The sequence below is a fragment of the Vibrio sp. 10N.286.48.C11 genome (genome assembly GCF_041469805.1).
GTDB classification, from domain to species: Bacteria; Pseudomonadota; Gammaproteobacteria; order Enterobacterales; family Vibrionaceae; genus Vibrio; species Vibrio crassostreae_C.
On sequence record NZ_JBFRLK010000085.1, the window covers coordinates 38,161 to 53,995 of the forward strand.

Genomic DNA, 15,835 nt, shown 5'->3' on the forward strand with positions numbered 1-15,835 from the left:
CAGCGTTTTTTTTGGACGCTAAGTTATTGATCAAAGCGGCAGCCCTTTTGCAATAAGGCTTGCGGCTAAATTAAAACCAAAATGGAACGTACAGTCATCAGAAGTAGTCACAGATGACACATAGGGGAAAAACAGTGAATAAAACACAACTAGTAGAATCAATCGCAGAAAACGCAGACATCTCTAAAGCTTCAGCTGGCCGCGCTCTAGACGCATTCATCGAAGCAGTTGGCACAACGCTACAATCTGGTGACCAAGTTGCACTTGTTGGCTTTGGTACTTTCAGTGTTCGTACTCGTGCTGCTCGTACAGGTCGTAACCCAAAAACTGGTGAAGAGATCCAAATCGCAGAAGCTAAAGTACCTGGCTTCAAAGCGGGTAAAGCACTTAAAGACGCATGTAACTAATTTTCACTGCTGAAACCTCCATTTAAGAGGGGAAGGCAGTAAAATGCGTTTACTGTTTGAAAAATGATGTTTCATTCTTAAACAGTATGTGTACAAAGCACATTGAACTTATTTAAATTATGCGCATCCTACTGATGCGCATTTCTTTTTCTGATAATATCGCGTGAATAGATTTTTATTTTGAAGCCAATGCTTCATATCCGGAGAGCACTTAAATTATGATGGATCGATTACGCGAAGGCGTGAATAGCATCGCGGTAAAAATTATCCTTGGGTTGATTATCCTGTCATTCGTATTCGCAGGTGTAGGCAGCTACATCACCGGTGGCGGTAACAACGCAGCAGCTAAAGTTGGCAACACAGAAATTGCTCGTGGTGAGTTCGAACAGGCTTACCAAAACGAACGTAATCGTATGCAGTCTCAACTTGGCGATTACTTCGCGCAAATGCTTGCAGACCCTGCTTACGTAGAGTCTTTCCGTAAATCAGTACTTGATCGCATGATCAATGACGTACTGCTTGAGCAGCAAGCTGAGTCTCTAGGCCTACGAATCAGTGATTCTCAAATCCGCACCATGATTCTAGAAATGCCTCAGTTCCAAACGGCGGGTCAATTCGACCAAGAAGTTTACCAATCGGCACTACGTCGTGCAGGTTTCAGCGCAGAGAGCTTCGCTGAATACATGCGTCGTGACCTTATGCGCAACCAGCTTGTGACTGCACTTCAAGGCAGTGAATTCGTTCTTCAGGGCGAAATCGATACTCAGAGCAAGCTTATCGCACAAACTCGTGACATTCGCACAGTGACACTGTCTGTTGCTGACCTTGCAAAAGACATCGAGTTAACTGACGAGCAAATCGAACAGTACTACCAAGAGAACCCAGCAGCTTACACTCGTCCAGAGCAAGCTAAGGTATCTTACATTGAGCTTTCTGCTGAAGCGCTTAAGTCTCAGCTTGAAGTAAGCGATGAAGAAGCACAGAAATACTACCAAGAGCACCTAGACAAGTACTCAACGGAAGAGCAACGTAAAGTTAGCCACATCCTAGTTCAAGGCGATGACGAAGCGAAAGCTCAGGCAATCCTAGACGAGCTAAATGCAGGCGCTGATTTTGCTACGCTAGCGGAAGAGAAATCTGACGACTTCGGTAGTGCAGACGTTGGCGGTGACCTAGGTTGGATTGAGCGCGATGTTATGGACCCTGCATTCGAAGACGCGGCTTTCGCTCTTGAGAATATTGGCGATACTACTGGCCTAGTTAAATCTGATTTCGGCTACCACATCATCAAGCTAGACGAACTAAAAGCGTCTCAAGCTCAGCCTTACACTGAAGTAGCGGCAGAGATTAAGACAGAGCTTCTAGACCAACACGCAGTTGATCAGTTCTACGAGCAACAAACTGAGCTAGAAAAAGTAGCGTTTGAATTCCCAGATTCTCTAGATGATTCTGCAGAAGCTATCAACGCGAAGATCACAACGACAGATTTCATCTCTCAAGTTGACGCTCCAGAAGTTCTGATGACGCCTGCAGTTATGCAAGCTATCTTGAGCCCTGAAGTGAAAGAAGACGGTCTAAACTCGGAAGTTATCGAAGTTGCACCTGAGCACGTAATTGTTGTTCGTGTAGAAGAGACTCGTGATGAGACAGTTCTTCCTCTAGCTGAAGTGAAAGATCAAGTTGTCGCTGCACTGTCTGCTGTACAAGCAGAGCAGCAAGCGGTTGAGCTAGGTGTTTCTCTAGTGAACGAACTTGAGCAAGGCAATGAAGCAGTACTAGCGGACAACAACCTTGAGTTCACTGAACTTGAAACGATTGACCGTAACTCGCCATTAGCGGCATCTGTATTCGCTCTAGCGAAACCAGAAGCAGGTCAAGCTGTGTTCGGTCAATCTAAAGACCAAGACGGTAATATCGTTGTTGTTGAGCTTTCTAAAGTAACGGCTGAGATCAACCCAGCCTACAGCACTCAAATTGGTGCACAGTTGGAGCGAGTTGGTAACCAGCAAGACCTGACTAACGTATTAAACGTACTTCGTAAAAACGCAGACGTTGAATACTACGTAGTGGGTCAAGGTCAGTAAGCGTTTGATTACCTCAGTAGCAAGCTCAAGTTAGAGCTTACTACTGAAATCAACACGTGATTGTTAGGCTTTAATTCAGATTTGTGAGCCAACAAACAAGCTGATGAAAATAAGATGTATAACGAAGCGGGTCACTTAGGTGATCCGCTTTATTTTTATCTGGTGATTGTGTTATCTAGCGCGGCAAATGCATAAGTTACGTTTTTTGAACAAAGGAACTATTTATGCGCACGATATATTCAACACTAATTCTTTCATTTCTGATGCTCTTAAGCCCTGCCGTGTTTGCAGACAGCCCAACCAAGGCTGAGCTTTACGAAGGCATTGAGATTACGGTCAACATCAATACCGCGACGGCAGAAGAACTTTCAGCACTATTGGTTGGCGTGGGTGACAAGAAAGCCAAAGAAATCGTCGATTACAGAGATCAGAACGGGGCATTTACTACTGCTGATGATTTGGTGAGTGTCAAAGGGATAGGTGAAGCGACGGTTGAAAAGAACCGCGAAAGAATTCAACTTTGACCCGTTTTTCTACTTGTTAGAAATGAAGCGATAGATATGAAGCCTCCGGCCAATGCACCCGCTAGGTGGGCTTCAATCGCGATACGAGCATTAATCAGTTCACCAGTCGTGCTAGAAGGGCCAATAAGCTGCTCCCAAGCGATTTTAGCGACTAATCCGAATACTAACAGCCAACTAGACTTCCTGCCGTTTAAAGCCTCTCTGAGCGCGAATAAGCCAAACAACCCATGCAAAGTGCCCGATAGGCCAACGTAGATCTGAATACTTGAAAACAACAGAGCGACGCCAGTCACTAAACTGATCACAAGCAAAGCAACAACAAGCTGTTTTTTACTCGGTTGAAACAGGTAGCTGATGATCCACAAGCCTGCTAGATTCATCAGAAGATGCGAGTAGTTGGTATGTGAAAAGTTTCCTGTTAGGATTCGCCACCATTGCCCATCGGCAATCGCATTGCTATCCCAAACGACCCAAGCTTGTATTGGCTCAAATTGGAATAAGACGCATAAAAGTGAAATGAAAATTAAAACAGGGTACACATTAAATCCATGTCTCGTTATTGCCCCCAATGCAGCAAGGCTTTGAAAGCTTGTATTTGTCAGTGGGTTACACCACTCGAATCGAATGTTGAGCTTATCATTCTTCAGCACCCATCAGAAGAGCATCGTCCGATGGGAACAGCGCGTATTCTCTCGTTATCTCTTAATAACAGCGTGACGTTTGTTGGCGAAGACTTTTCAGACAACGAACAACTCAACGCATTGTTGTGCGATGAACAGTATCAACATGTGATTTTATACCCAAGCGAAAACTCTGTTTCAGTTGAGTCGGCGACATCTCCCAATAAGAAGCTGCGTGTGATTTTATTGGATGGCACGTGGAAGAAAGCATTCAAGATGTGGCAAGTATCGAGTAATTTGCATGCGTTGAACACGGTTCATTTACCGAAAGATCTCAAGGGTAATTACCGAATTCGCAAAGCACCCAGTGAAAATAGCCTTTCAACCGTTGAAGCTGGCTATCATTTACTTAGCTTGTTAGAGCGTGATGGCGACTTTAGCCCTTTGCTAACGGCATTTGACCAAATGATTCAGTTTCAAATCAATCAAATGCCGCCGGGCGTGTTTGAGAAAAACTACTTAGATTAAGCCGTTTTAGTAAAGTGAGTCAGGAATTAAAACTCGGTATGAGCTGAGAACAGTTGCTGATGCATTTTCTGCGCAAGATCATCAGTCATCGATGAAATGTAATCGGCTATCACGCGCATTTTTCGAGACTCATCTTGATGTTGTAGCCATTGCTTCTTGATGGGCAGTGGCAGCAAGCGTTCAGGATCTGCGCTGAATGCTTCAAACATATCCATGATGATCTGTTGACCTTTGTATTCGATGACCTGAACCTGTGGCACTTGAATAACGAACTCGCTGACAAAGTGTTTCAGCTTATCGAGTGTGCCGTCCATGCTCGGCTCGAGCACCGCATTGTAAGCCAACAGTACATTCTCAAAGTTAGCCTCCACTCGCTTAATCGAGATACTGGTCAACAGTGCGTTGACTATCCCACCAATCGCATCCTTTCGACGATACTGTTCACCAGAGAAAAGCATCTCTGTAATTGAATCTAGGTGTTCACAAATCCATGGGTCGGCCATCTCTTTCAGTTGAGGGTAAGCCGATTCGACCCACTGAGCTTTGGTCACAGAGCCAAGCACAATCGCATCTTCTAAATCGTGCACGCCATACGCGATGTCGTCAGCAAGTTCCATGATCGAACAATCCAGTGACTTATATTTGGTCTTGTTGTGCTCAAGTGGCTCGGTATGCGTTTTTCTTTTCTGTTTTAGGAGCTGTTGGTCGCTGCTTGAAAGCGGTTCAAGCACCCAGTTAAACAACTCTTCATCATGATCGTAGATGCCTTTTGCTGGCATCCAATCTTTAGCTCGGAGTTGTCGTTGATGCTTAACGGGTTCAGACTGCAATTTAGCTTGAACCTCACTCAGCAGAGAAGGGTACTTAATTAGACCTAACAAAGTGCGTCGAGATAGGTTCATCCCGTGATGTTCAGTGTAAGGTTCTAGCTGTGTGACTATGCGAAACGTTTGAGCGTTGCCCTCAAAGCCGCCGTGGTCGCGCATCATGTAGTTGAGTGCGACTTCGCCGCCATGTCCATAGGGTGGATGACCGATGTCGTGAGCCAAACACAGTGAATCAATCAAACTGTCTGAGGGTAATAGGTCTCGAAATTCGGGCTGCTTTTTCTTCAGTTGAGCGACGATACCGGTGCCAAGCTGAGCGGCCTCAAGAGAGTGGGTAAGGCGCGTTCGGTGAAAGTCGTTGACCGTGGTGCCATGGATCTGGGTTTTCGCTTGTAAGCGACGGAAAGCAGCAGAGTGAAGCACGCGCGCACGGTCACGCTGATACGGGCTGCGGTGGTCATCCCGTCTTATTTTATGTTCATCGTCATTTCGATGCTGCCATTCTTGTTCGAGTACAAAGGGTGGTTCGAGTTGAGAATTCAAAATAGCACCTATCAAATTGATTTTATTTAGCTAATTAAAAACAACTTATACCCAGCTAGCTTATCTCGTCTAGTGATAATTCAAAGCTCGGTGCGAATGTGGTGAGAAAGTAGTCCATTTCTGGGCTTTTGCGTTGTTCGAGTGTCTCTTCCAATCGGCGCTTGGCTTGCTCGTATTCATGATTGCCCGCACTGAGCTCTTCCAAGCATTTCAGGTACGCACAGATAGTATCTGCCTGCTTGACGATGCTTTGCTCTTCTTTACTCGCAGTACCAGATATTAAGAAGGGGGCGAAGTCGTCTCTGAACTCTTCTGGCAACATCGAAAGCAGTCTTTGTTCTGCCGCGGCTTCTATCTTCTTATACTCTTGTGCAATATCCGGGTTGTAGTATTTAACTGGCGTTGGCAAATCACCCGTCAGTACCTCACTGGTGTCGTGGTACATGCCAAGCAGAGCAATGTGCTCGGGGTTAAGCTGACCATCAAACTTCTTGTTTTTGATCAGTGCCAAGGCGTGTGCCACGAAAGCAACCTGTAGGCTATGTTCTGAAATGTTCTCGCTTGATACCGAACGCATCAGGGGCCAGCGTTGAATTAGCTTCATGCGTGCGAGATGGGCAAAGAAATGGCTCTGTTTCATAAATGTCCTTATAGTACCAATCGTAGTAAATAACTGGTCATCCTAGCTTGTTAAAAAACTCGATAACTATGTTAGAATTTTTGATTGTAGAATAACTACTTATCGAAAAATTCTGCCTTGTTCTCAAGCTTTTTCCCTACGCTATTTCTGAACACTTACTTACTGTGATTGGTATAAACAATACTCCACTCGTATCTTGTGTTTGCACAGGGATACGAGACAGCGGATACAAAAAAGGCTCCTAAACAGGAGCCTTTTAAGCATAGAAGTGAATGAATACAAGTTAAAGTCTTTTAAAACAGCAAATTGTAGCCATCTTTCTTTGTGCTCATTAACCTTCGATGAGGTCGTCTTGGCTGTAAGTCTGTAAGAAGCGCTCTAAACGACCAATTGCGATTTCTAGATCTTCGATGTGCGGCAGAGTCACGATACGGAAGTGATCCGGTTTCGGCCAATTGAAGCCCGTACCTTGAACCAATAGCACCTTCTCTTGCTTAAGGAAGTCGAGTACAAACTTCTGATCGTCTTTGATGTTGTACATGTTGGTGTCGATTTTAGGGAACAGGTACATTGCACCTTTCGGTTTCACACAAGAAACGCCAGGGATCTTGTTGATCAGTTCCCATGCACGGTCACGCTGTTCAAGCAGTCGACCGCCTGGAAGAATCAGCTCATTGATACTCTGATAGCCACCGAGTGCGGTTTGGATAGCGTGTTGCATCGGAACGTTGGCACACAAACGCATTGAGGCCAGCATTTCTAGCCCTTCTACATAGCCTTTCGCTAGGTGTTTAGGGCCTGTTAAGAACATCCAACCACCACGGAAACCACATACACGGTAAGCTTTAGATAGGCCGTTGAACGTGACCATTAATACGTCTTCAGCAAGCGTTGCCACTGAAGTGTGTACCGCACCGTCGTAAAGTACTTTGTCGTAGATTTCATCGGCGAAGATGATCAAACCGTGCTCACGAGCAATCTCAACCACTTGTAATAGGAAATCACGGCTGTATACCGCGCCTGTTGGGTTGTTCGGGTTGATAAGAACGATGCCGCGCGTCTTTGGTGAGATCTTCGCGCGCATGTCGTCTAAATCTGGATACCAATCAGCATCTTCATCACACATGTAGTGAACCGGTGTACCACCAGAAAGCGCAACAGACGCTGTCCATAGTGGGTAATCCGGAGCGGGAACTAAGATTTCATCACCGTTATCCAGTAGCGCTTGCATAGACATAACGATAAGCTCTGATGCGCCGTTACCAATGTAAACGTCTTCTACATCAAGGTTACGTAGGCCTTTTTTCTGGTAGTGCTGAACAACCGCTTTGCGGGCTGAATAGATGCCTTTTGAGTCGCAGTAACCTTGAGATGTCGGTAGGTTACGGATTACGTCAACAAGGATTTCATCAGGGGCGTCAAAACCAAATGGGGCGGGGTTACCAATATTAAGCTTCAGTATTTTATGCCCTTCTTCTTCCATGCGCTTAGCATGTTTGAGTACAGGCCCCCTGATTTCGTAGCATACGCTGTTGAGTTTTGACGACATCCCGATATTTTGCATTGCCGATTTCCTGAAATTAATTTAAATACTTTATTAAAGTACCGCAAAATGGCGTTTGATAGAATAAAAATCTGATGAATGTCGCATTTCAGTGTCACGTTTAGCCTTTTTGTTGTCACTCTTTTCTAAATTTTAATTAATCGCTTTCTTGGTTATTGGCTAAGATGAATAAAGGGGCGGGATCGCTTAAAATCACAGGAATGTTGAAAAGATATAGTACATTCTTGATCTAAGTGGGTACTGCCCATAAAGTATCAAACTAATATAATAATAATTTAGATGTGAACGAGGTCGATTTGTCACATTTCCAGCAAACTATCTCCGCTTTGATTGAGCGAGTACAAAATGCCCAAGCAAGCGAAGTTCGTTGTGTTGAAGTTCTAACGCAAAAACCATCGTTTGCATTTATAGAATGGCTTCATGCTCAACCGCTCTTTCCTAAGTTCTACTGGCAGTCACGCGACACTCGTGAAGAGGTTGTTGCGCTCGGACAGTTACATACGTTTTCAGATCCTGCACCCGCGTACGCTATTCTTGGTGAAGACCAACGAATCTGGGGTGGACGCTCGTTTGATGGGCACACCGCAAAGAACCGTCGCTGCATGGAGTCGTTTTTCTTCCTTCCTCAGGTTGAATTGATCCGCTTTGACAATACTTGGTCGCTGGCGGTTAATTTGTCCCCTGATCGCGTTTCTTCTATTAATGCTTTGAATAAGCTTTCTGTAGAAGCCGCGATATTGGCGCCTTTGTCTGCCCATATTGAACAGATCAATCACGTTCCAGAAAGAGAGCAGTGGGGCAACCTTGTCGATAAAGTGCTGCAAGGCATTAGCGATGAAGAGTACAAAAAAGTCGTTTTAGCACGTAAAACCACACTGCAACTCGATGCGCCTATCTGCGCAGCTCAATTACTTAAAGCCAGCTATCTGCAAAATCACCACAGTTTCCACTTTATGTTGGTGCTGGATTCTAAACACAGTTTCATTGGCTCGACACCAGAGCGCTTATATAGCCGACATGGTATGGAGCTTGATACCGAGGCGCTTGCTGGAACCATTGGTCGCGGAGAGAACGCTACTGAGGATATGGAACTGGCCAACTGGCTTTCTCAAGACAGCAAAAACCTCAATGAGAACCAGTATGTGGTCGACGACATCATTGAGCGTCTCACTCCTCATTCTCAAACGGTCCATGTTGAAAAGGATGCGCGTCTAGTGCGCTTGCGTAAGGTGCAGCATTTGAAGCGCAATATCCATGCTCAGCTCAACAATGGCGTTAATGGTGTGCAGTTGCTTGCTGCCTTACAGCCAACTGCTGCGGTGGCGGGTTTACCTCGTAAAGAGGCGATGGATTTCATTCTTGAACACGAACCGTTTGCACGAGGTTGGTATGCAGGCTCTGTAGGCTATATCAGTCATCAGCGAGCGGAATTCTGCGTGGCGATTCGAAGCGCCTTGATTGTAAACGATCAAGTACAACTGTTTGCTGGCGCGGGGATCGTGCCGGGATCGGTTGCCGAACATGAATGGCAAGAGCTGAACAAGAAGATGTCTACTCTGCTTAGCTTAATTTCAGATCACCCTCCATTGGGTGTCGCGTCATGAATCACGACCAAGCCGTATTAAATAGAGTTTGGTGTCACACGTTACTTGAAGAGCTTGCACGCAATGGCGTTGAACATGTTTGTGTTGCTCCGGGCTCTCGCTCAACGCCGCTAACTCTCGAAGCTGAAGCCAACTCCAAGTTAACCTTACACACGCACTTTGATGAGCGTGGTCTTGGGTTTTTAGCTTTAGGCTTAGCAAAGGCTAGCAACAAACCGGTTGCGGTGATTGTGACATCAGGAACCGCTGTGGCGAATTTGCTTCCTGCGACGGCTGAATCTGGGCTGACCCGAGAGAAGCTGATCTTGCTAACCTCTGATAGGCCCATCGACTTGGTCGACTGTGGTGCCAATCAAGCGATTCAGCAGCATGGTATCTTTTCTTCCCATGTAGAAAGTGCTTTAAACCTGCCAAGCCCAACCACACAGATTTCATTGAATTGGCTTCTAACATCGGTTGATAGCGCGCTTGCGAAACAACGCAATGTTGGCGGTGCGATTCATATCAATTGTCCGTTCCCAGAGCCGCTCTATTCTAAGAGTAGTGCTGAGATGTATGCGGATTATACAAAGAGCGTGGCAGCTTGGAGAGCTTCAACCTGCCTTTACTCGAACACTTATTTGCCCAGTCATTTAATCGCTCAGCCTGTCTCAGCAAGTGATTATGTCGCTCGTAAAGGCGCAGTGATTATTGGTTCTATCGAGAATGAAGCCGCAATTAAAGCCAAGCAGTTTGCGACAGCTTTGGGCTGGCCAGTATTCTGTGACCCTCAATCGGGTGTCAGTAGTGACTGGAAACACTATGATTTATGGATGCAAAGTGACGCAGCCAAAGCACAGCTTAGTCAGTGTGATTTTATTATCCAGTTTGGTGAGCGCATCGTATCTAAGCGTCTTAACCAATGGGTAAAAGAACAAGCTGCCACATTTTGTTCATCGCAGTACATCGTTGTTTCACCAGATGCACATCGTATTAATCAAGATCATCTGCCTCAAACTCATATTGTCGCTGATATCGAACATTGGTTATCAGAGCAACATCTACCAACGCTGTTGGGAGAACATGCTGGCTGGGCGGCATCTTTGGCGGAAGTCGCGAATACGGTTCAGCAGTTAGCGTTGGCGCAAATCTCTAATAACGACCAACTGACAGAGTTGAGCGTTGCCGTTGACTTGTCGTCTAGACTTAAGGGCAGAGAGCTTTTTGTGGGAAATAGCTTGATGGTAAGGCTGGTGGATATGCTGTCATCAATCTCTGCGACTCAAGTCTACAGCAACCGCGGTGCATCGGGCATTGATGGCTTGGTGGCGACGGCTGCGGGAGTGATAAAAGCCAACCAGAATCCTTTGATGATGCTGATTGGTGACACCTCTTTGTTGTACGACCTAAATTCGCTGGCGCTACTTACTCACAGCACAACACCAATGGTTATTGTGGTTACCAATAACGATGGTGGGGCAATCTTTGATTTTTTGCCGGTTCCTGAGCAACAAAAACAGTCTCTATATCAAATGCCTCATGGTTTCAATTTTGAACATGCTGCTGCGCAATTCCATCTTGGTTATGCGGCGCCAGAAACCTTGAATTGCTATCAAACGCTCATCGAACAACATTTTGAACAAGGTCAGGGTACCTTGCTCGTAGAAGTTAAGACGCCTCCCGAACAAGCGTCTACTTTGCTGAAGCAATTCAGCTCAATGCTCACCGAGGCATTAGCCTAAGGACTTTACATGCTTTACTCCAATTATTACCCAGCAGTACAAGAATCTTCTGACAAACCTTTGCTTGTTTTTTTACATGGTTTACTCGGAAGCGGGGATGATTGGAGTGCATGCCACCCCTTCCTCGAAGACTTTCCTCGTCTTTGCATAGATTTGCCCGGACACGGACAAAGCCGGTTTATCGACCCTGTAGGCTTTGATCATTGCTGTACCAAGATAGTTCAGTGCATCACATCTCAGCTGGCTCTCAACGATCTTCCTGTCGATTATCCTATCGTGGTGATTGGGTATTCTATGGGGGGAAGGCTTGCCATGTATGGGGTAACAAGCCCTTGCTTCGAAACTCTTAACTTAGAGAAAGTCATCATTGAAGGTGGCAACTTTGGCTTGGAATGTGATGAAGAAAGAGCACAAAGGTTAGTACACGATACGCAATGGGCTGTTCGCTTTGCACAGCAGTCGATTGAAGATGTTTTAGACGATTGGTATCAACAAAGCGTCTTTTCTTCACTAAATCATGAGCAAAGACAAACTTTGGTCATAAAGCGTAGTGGTAACCTTGGAGTATCCGTAGCAAATATGTTGTTATCTACTTCGTTAGCTAAGCAACCGGATTTACGTGCCACATTGAAATCTCATGAGCATTTATTGCATTATGTATGTGGAGAAAAAGATCGTAAATTCATGGAGCTAGCTGAGAATAGTGGCTTTGAATATAGTCAGGTGGATTACGCGGGTCATAATGTTCATTTTGAGCAACCAGAGATGTTTTCAAATCTGATCATCCAATGTATCGCCAGTCGTTGATGAACTGACTGAGCGAACCTCTCGTATCAAGCGCTATAGAAAGCAGAGCAACACCGTCGCGACTCTACGCTAGTCGCGCTCTCTAATAGAACAATGGGAATCATCATGGCTAAAACAGTAGGCATCACAGAAGAAGAACTTTACGCAGCCGTTAACTGGCGCGATGAAAGCAGTCAATATGAAGATATTCAATACCACAAGTCTGATGACGGTATTGCGAAAATCACGATTGCTCGCCCTCAAGTGCACAATGCGTTCCGTCCACAAACCGTAAAAGAGATGATCAATGCACTGGCTGATGCTCGTTATGACGAGAAAGTTGGCGTAATCATTTTGACTGGTCTTGGTGAGAAGGCGTTCTGTTCTGGTGGTGACCAAAGTATCCGTGGTGACTACGGCGGTTACCAAGATGACTCAGGTACGCACCACTTGAATGTACTTGATTTCCAACGTCAAATTCGTACTTGTCCAAAACCAGTTATCGCAGCGGTATCGGGTTGGGCAGTCGGTGGCGGTCATGTACTTCACATGATGGCAGACCTTACTATTGCAGCTGAAAACGCGCAGTTCGGTCAGACGGGGCCTAAAGTGGGTTCTTTCGATGGCGGTTGGGGTGCTTCTTACATGGCTCGTATCGTTGGTCAAAAGAAAGCACGTGAAATCTGGTTCTTGTGCCGCTTCTACGATGCACAAGAAGCACTGGACATGGGCCTTGTAAACACCGTTGTTCCTGTTGCTGACCTAGAAAAAGAGACAGTTCGTTGGTGTCGTGAAGTGCTTCAACACAGCCCAATGGCACTGCGTTGCTTGAAAGCGGCACTGAACGCTGACTGTGATGGTCAAGCAGGCTTACAAGAGTTGGCTGGTAACGCAACCATGATGTTCTACATGACAGAGGAAGGCCAAGAAGGCCGCAACGCATTCAACGAGAAACGTCGACCGGACTTCGACAAGTTCCCGCGTAATCCATAGTCTTTCTCCTCTTCAAAATGAGTCGCTAATAGCGGCTCGTTTTGTTTTGATGTTCCCCGTTTTTTAGGAAACTTTATGAACTCAGTGAATTCTCAGCGTCACGCTAAACTTTACCGTTATCAATTACCTATGGATAGTGGTGTGGTTCTTCGTGACAATAAGTTGAACGAACGTGTTGGCTATATCATCCAACTTGAGTGTGATGGTAAAACTGGTTTTGGCGAAGTTGCGCCTTTGCCCGGTTTTAGCCAAGAAGATGCCGAACAAGCTGGCATTCAGCTTCAACATGAATTAGAGCTTTGGAGCCACAATAAGCCTCAAACGCCTTTCGACGAGCTGTATCCTTCTGTCGCGTTTGGCTTTTCAATGGCGATGATGGAATTGCGAGGCGATCTTAACGCTCAAGGTAACTACCAAGCGGCGCCTTTGTGTACAGGCGATCCAGATGAACTGATTCCTGTATTGAATGAGATGGTAGGCGAGAAGGTCGCGAAAGTGAAAGTCGGCCTCTACGAAGCGATTCGCGATGGCATGTTGGTTAGCTTATTCCTTGAGTCGATCCCTGATTTGACTCTAAGACTTGATGCCAACCGTGCGTGGAAGCCAGAGAAAGCGAAGCAATTCATTAAATACATTTCGCCGTCAATGCGCCAGCGTATAAGCTTTATCGAAGAGCCTTGCCAAAAGCCAGAAGACAGTTTGGCCTTTGCCATTGACCATGGTGTGGCGATTGCGTGGGACGAGACACTGCAAGAAGCGGTGCGCAGCCCGGAATTTGATCTTAGCGACCTTACTGGTGTTAAAGCAGTCGTGATCAAGCCAACTCTTATTGGTTCTGTCGAGCGTTGCGTGGCAATCATTGAGCGAGCACAGAAGCTTGGAATGAAACCTGTATTGAGCTCAAGCATTGAGTCGAGCCTAGGTCTGACTCAGATTGCTCGTCTGGCGCAGCAATATTTGCCAAATGAAGTGCCGGGGTTGGATACGATTGGCTTGTTCAAGCAGCAGCTAGAGGTTTCTTGGCCGGGCTGTCAGTTGCCTGTCTCTACGCTTGAAAAGCAACAATTGATTTGGTCTTCTTAGACCGAGCTATTTGAATGGCTATTTAGTTAGCTTAACAAGTTCTTAATCTATTTTTGGTTATCATATGATGCGCCCACAATCTAATCATCCCCCGCTCTGGGTAAAGTGGGCGCAGCAAAACCCACTTCAACCAGCGTTAGTGACCACTCACCGCACTTATACTTGGCAGCAAGTGTTTGTGTTGGTTAGTGAGTACCAACAACAGCTATCTTATCAAGGCCTATCTGAAGGTGATGTACTGACGATTGTTGGTAAGAATCAAGCTGAAGTGATCCCTGTTTATCTTGCCGCACTCAATTTGGGTGTGGTTTGTGCGTTTACGATGCCTCAGCCTAGTTTACGCCTGAAGCAAAAGCTCGATTCCTTATATCAAGCAGATCAACAGAGCTACCTTTGGCTCTTGGGCAATAGCGGAATAGAGCAATCAGAGACTGCCGATTTGAATACTCAGTTGGTGACCTTGCCTTGCCTAAGTGAACTGAAGTTTGATGGTGATGATGAACAGATAACGACACCTCAAGAATCCAATTTCAATCCGCAAAATCTAGCGAGCATCGTATTCACTTCAGGTTCTACCGGAAACCCAAAAGCGGTCGTTCATACACTTGAGCAGCACCTATGCTCTGCGTCAGGGCTGCTTGAGGTGTTTCGTTATCAACAAGGTGACACGTGGTTACTGAGTTTACCTATGTACCATGTGTCGGGGCTGGCGATAGTTCATCGTTGGTTGGCGGCTGGTGGTTGCATCAAAATAGGCACAGGTCAGCTTGAAACCGATATAGAAGAATGCAGTCATGCTTCATTGGTCGCTACTCAACTACATCGATTGTTAAAGAGTAAGCAAGCACTTACTTTAACGCATGTACTTTTGGGTGGTAGTCATATACCAGAAGCACTTGGGCTCGAAGCTCAACAAATGGGCATCGAAACATGGCTTGGATACGGCATGACTGAAGCGGCTTCAACCGTGACCGCGAAGCTCGTTGATGCCGGCAGCACCGCCGGTTTTGTCCTTAACCATCGCCAGCTAAAAATTGAAGAACAACGTATCTTTATTGGTGGCGAGACGCTCGCGTCCGGGTATTACTATCAAGGTAACTTAACGCCATTAGTTGATAAGAGCGGTTGGTTTGATAGCAAAGATCTTGGTGAGTGGCTTGGCGAACAAGTGTCGATTATTGGCCGTGCCGACAACCAGTTTATTTCTGGTGGTGAGAACATTCATTGCGAAGAAATTGAGCGAGTACTCAATCAATTGTCTGAGGTTAATCAGGCTTTTATTGTTCCCATTGAAGATGATGAGTTCGGATTTCGACCTGCAGCGATTGTCGATTGTGCTGAGTTGCCAACCAAAGAGTGGTTTATCGAGCAGTTAACTGGTCGTCTTGAACGGTTCAAATTTCCTATTGAGTATTATCGAATGCCTCAGCAGGAACAACATGGTATTAAGGTCTCACGCGCTGGATTGGCATCTTGGTTGTCTCAGCATAGGAGTTAAAGGTAAGCGCTTACCTCGACGTTATTTGCGAAGTTGTTAGGTGACTAAGCTGTCAGGCGGTTAGTTAATTTAGCAATTAGATAGTTCAAAACAGAATTTATTATCTTTATAACCATCCATCATAATAAGCCCTATAAATAACGGATTATAGAATAAGGTCTTATTATGAAAATTGCCCTCATCATTGCGGTTTTACTGCAGATAGGCCAAGCGATCATCTCATCGGGGTTGACTCGTTCGTTGGCTGAGCTCACCGCATTTGTGTTGGTTGTGGTACTTGTTTTAATGAAAAGAGAGAGCAAGAAGAGTGATAAGCCCCTGTTTGATTCGTGATTGTTACAACAAAGAATACCCTTACCACAAACGATAAAGGCAAAGCCCATTGGAGCTTTGCCTTTTTGTTTGTGCGCCGA

Annotated in this window: 15 protein-coding genes; 11 read left to right on the forward strand and 4 right to left on the reverse strand. The window is 45.7% G+C overall.

Features of this window, described 5'->3' with window-relative positions:
- The first annotated feature begins 113 nt into the window (after window positions 1–113).
- The 3 genes from AB4209_RS19170 to AB4209_RS19180 all read left to right on the forward strand — a co-directional run bounded on the left by AB4209_RS19170 (window position 114) and on the right by AB4209_RS19180 (window position 3,015).
- A complete protein-coding gene (locus tag AB4209_RS19170; protein WP_012604504.1) occupies window positions 114–407 on the forward strand; it encodes an HU family DNA-binding protein in 294 nt (97 codons plus the stop codon).
- A 218-nt stretch (window positions 408–625) separates the two neighbouring features.
- Window positions 626–2,491: a peptidylprolyl isomerase gene (gene ppiD, locus AB4209_RS19175; protein ID WP_017060618.1), complete on the forward strand. Its 1,866-nt coding sequence runs from the start codon at window positions 626–628 to the stop codon at window positions 2,489–2,491.
- Window positions 2,492–2,715: 224 nt separating this feature from the next.
- Window positions 2,716–3,015, forward strand: a complete 300-nt coding sequence (locus AB4209_RS19180; protein WP_017060617.1) for a helix-hairpin-helix domain-containing protein — start codon at window positions 2,716–2,718, stop codon at window positions 3,013–3,015.
- Here AB4209_RS19180 and rrtA read toward each other — a convergent pair.
- Entirely contained in the window at window positions 3,006–3,554 is a 549-nt protein-coding gene (gene rrtA, locus AB4209_RS19185; RefSeq protein WP_017060616.1) for a rhombosortase, read from the reverse strand. The two genes, AB4209_RS19180 and rrtA, sit on opposite strands and share 10 nt — an antisense overlap.
- A 9-nt stretch (window positions 3,555–3,563) precedes the next feature.
- Here rrtA and AB4209_RS19190 point away from each other — a divergent pair, with 9 nt between their 5' ends.
- Window positions 3,564–4,163: a tRNA-uridine aminocarboxypropyltransferase gene (locus tag AB4209_RS19190; RefSeq protein ID WP_017060615.1), complete on the forward strand. Its 600-nt coding sequence runs from the start codon at window positions 3,564–3,566 to the stop codon at window positions 4,161–4,163.
- Between the two features lie 26 nt (window positions 4,164–4,189).
- Here AB4209_RS19190 and AB4209_RS19195 read toward each other — a convergent pair whose 3' ends face one another.
- From AB4209_RS19195 to AB4209_RS19205, 3 genes are all read right to left on the reverse strand, one after another.
- Window positions 4,190–5,533 (reverse strand): anti-phage deoxyguanosine triphosphatase, encoded by a 1,344-nt coding sequence (locus AB4209_RS19195; RefSeq protein WP_017060614.1) that lies wholly within the window; start codon window positions 5,531–5,533, stop codon window positions 4,190–4,192.
- Window positions 5,534–5,588: 55 nt separating this feature from the next.
- Complete coding sequence (gene yfbR / locus AB4209_RS19200) at window positions 5,589–6,173, reverse strand: 5'-deoxynucleotidase (RefSeq protein WP_017060613.1); 585 nt, start codon at window positions 6,171–6,173, stop codon at window positions 5,589–5,591.
- 331 nt (window positions 6,174–6,504) lie between these two features.
- On the reverse strand, window positions 6,505–7,737 hold the full coding sequence (locus AB4209_RS19205; protein ID WP_017060166.1) for a pyridoxal phosphate-dependent aminotransferase: 1,233 nt from the start codon (window positions 7,735–7,737) through the stop codon (window positions 6,505–6,507).
- A gap of 296 nt (window positions 7,738–8,033) precedes the next feature.
- Between AB4209_RS19205 and AB4209_RS19210 the strand changes: the two genes are divergently transcribed.
- The 7 genes from AB4209_RS19210 (at window position 8,034) to AB4209_RS19240 (ending at window position 15,755) form a co-directional block, all read left to right on the forward strand.
- The gene (locus AB4209_RS19210) at window positions 8,034–9,341 is read left to right on the forward strand and encodes an isochorismate synthase MenF (RefSeq protein WP_017060167.1); all 1,308 of its coding nucleotides are present in this window, start codon (window positions 8,034–8,036) and stop codon (window positions 9,339–9,341) included.
- A complete protein-coding gene (gene menD / locus AB4209_RS19215; protein WP_017065884.1) occupies window positions 9,338–11,062 on the forward strand; it encodes a 2-succinyl-5-enolpyruvyl-6-hydroxy-3-cyclohexene-1-carboxylic-acid synthase in 1,725 nt (574 codons plus the stop codon). The genes AB4209_RS19210 and menD overlap by 4 nt, the downstream gene beginning before the upstream one ends.
- A gap of 9 nt (window positions 11,063–11,071) precedes the next feature.
- Entirely contained in the window at window positions 11,072–11,869 is a 798-nt protein-coding gene (menH, locus tag AB4209_RS19220; protein WP_017065885.1) for a 2-succinyl-6-hydroxy-2,4-cyclohexadiene-1-carboxylate synthase, read from the forward strand.
- Between the two features lie 105 nt (window positions 11,870–11,974).
- Window positions 11,975–12,841 (forward strand): 1,4-dihydroxy-2-naphthoyl-CoA synthase, encoded by an 867-nt coding sequence (gene menB, locus AB4209_RS19225; RefSeq protein ID WP_017064079.1) that lies wholly within the window; start codon window positions 11,975–11,977, stop codon window positions 12,839–12,841.
- 75 nt (window positions 12,842–12,916) lie between these two features.
- The gene (menC, locus tag AB4209_RS19230; protein ID WP_017060171.1) at window positions 12,917–13,924 is read left to right on the forward strand and encodes an o-succinylbenzoate synthase; all 1,008 of its coding nucleotides are present in this window, start codon (window positions 12,917–12,919) and stop codon (window positions 13,922–13,924) included.
- 64 nt (window positions 13,925–13,988) lie between these two features.
- On the forward strand, window positions 13,989–15,422 hold the full coding sequence (gene menE / locus AB4209_RS19235; protein WP_372056938.1) for an o-succinylbenzoate--CoA ligase: 1,434 nt from the start codon (window positions 13,989–13,991) through the stop codon (window positions 15,420–15,422).
- Between the two features lie 165 nt (window positions 15,423–15,587).
- On the forward strand, window positions 15,588–15,755 hold the full coding sequence (locus AB4209_RS19240; RefSeq protein WP_017068947.1) for a hypothetical protein: 168 nt from the start codon (window positions 15,588–15,590) through the stop codon (window positions 15,753–15,755).
- Window positions 15,756–15,835 lie beyond the last annotated feature (80 nt).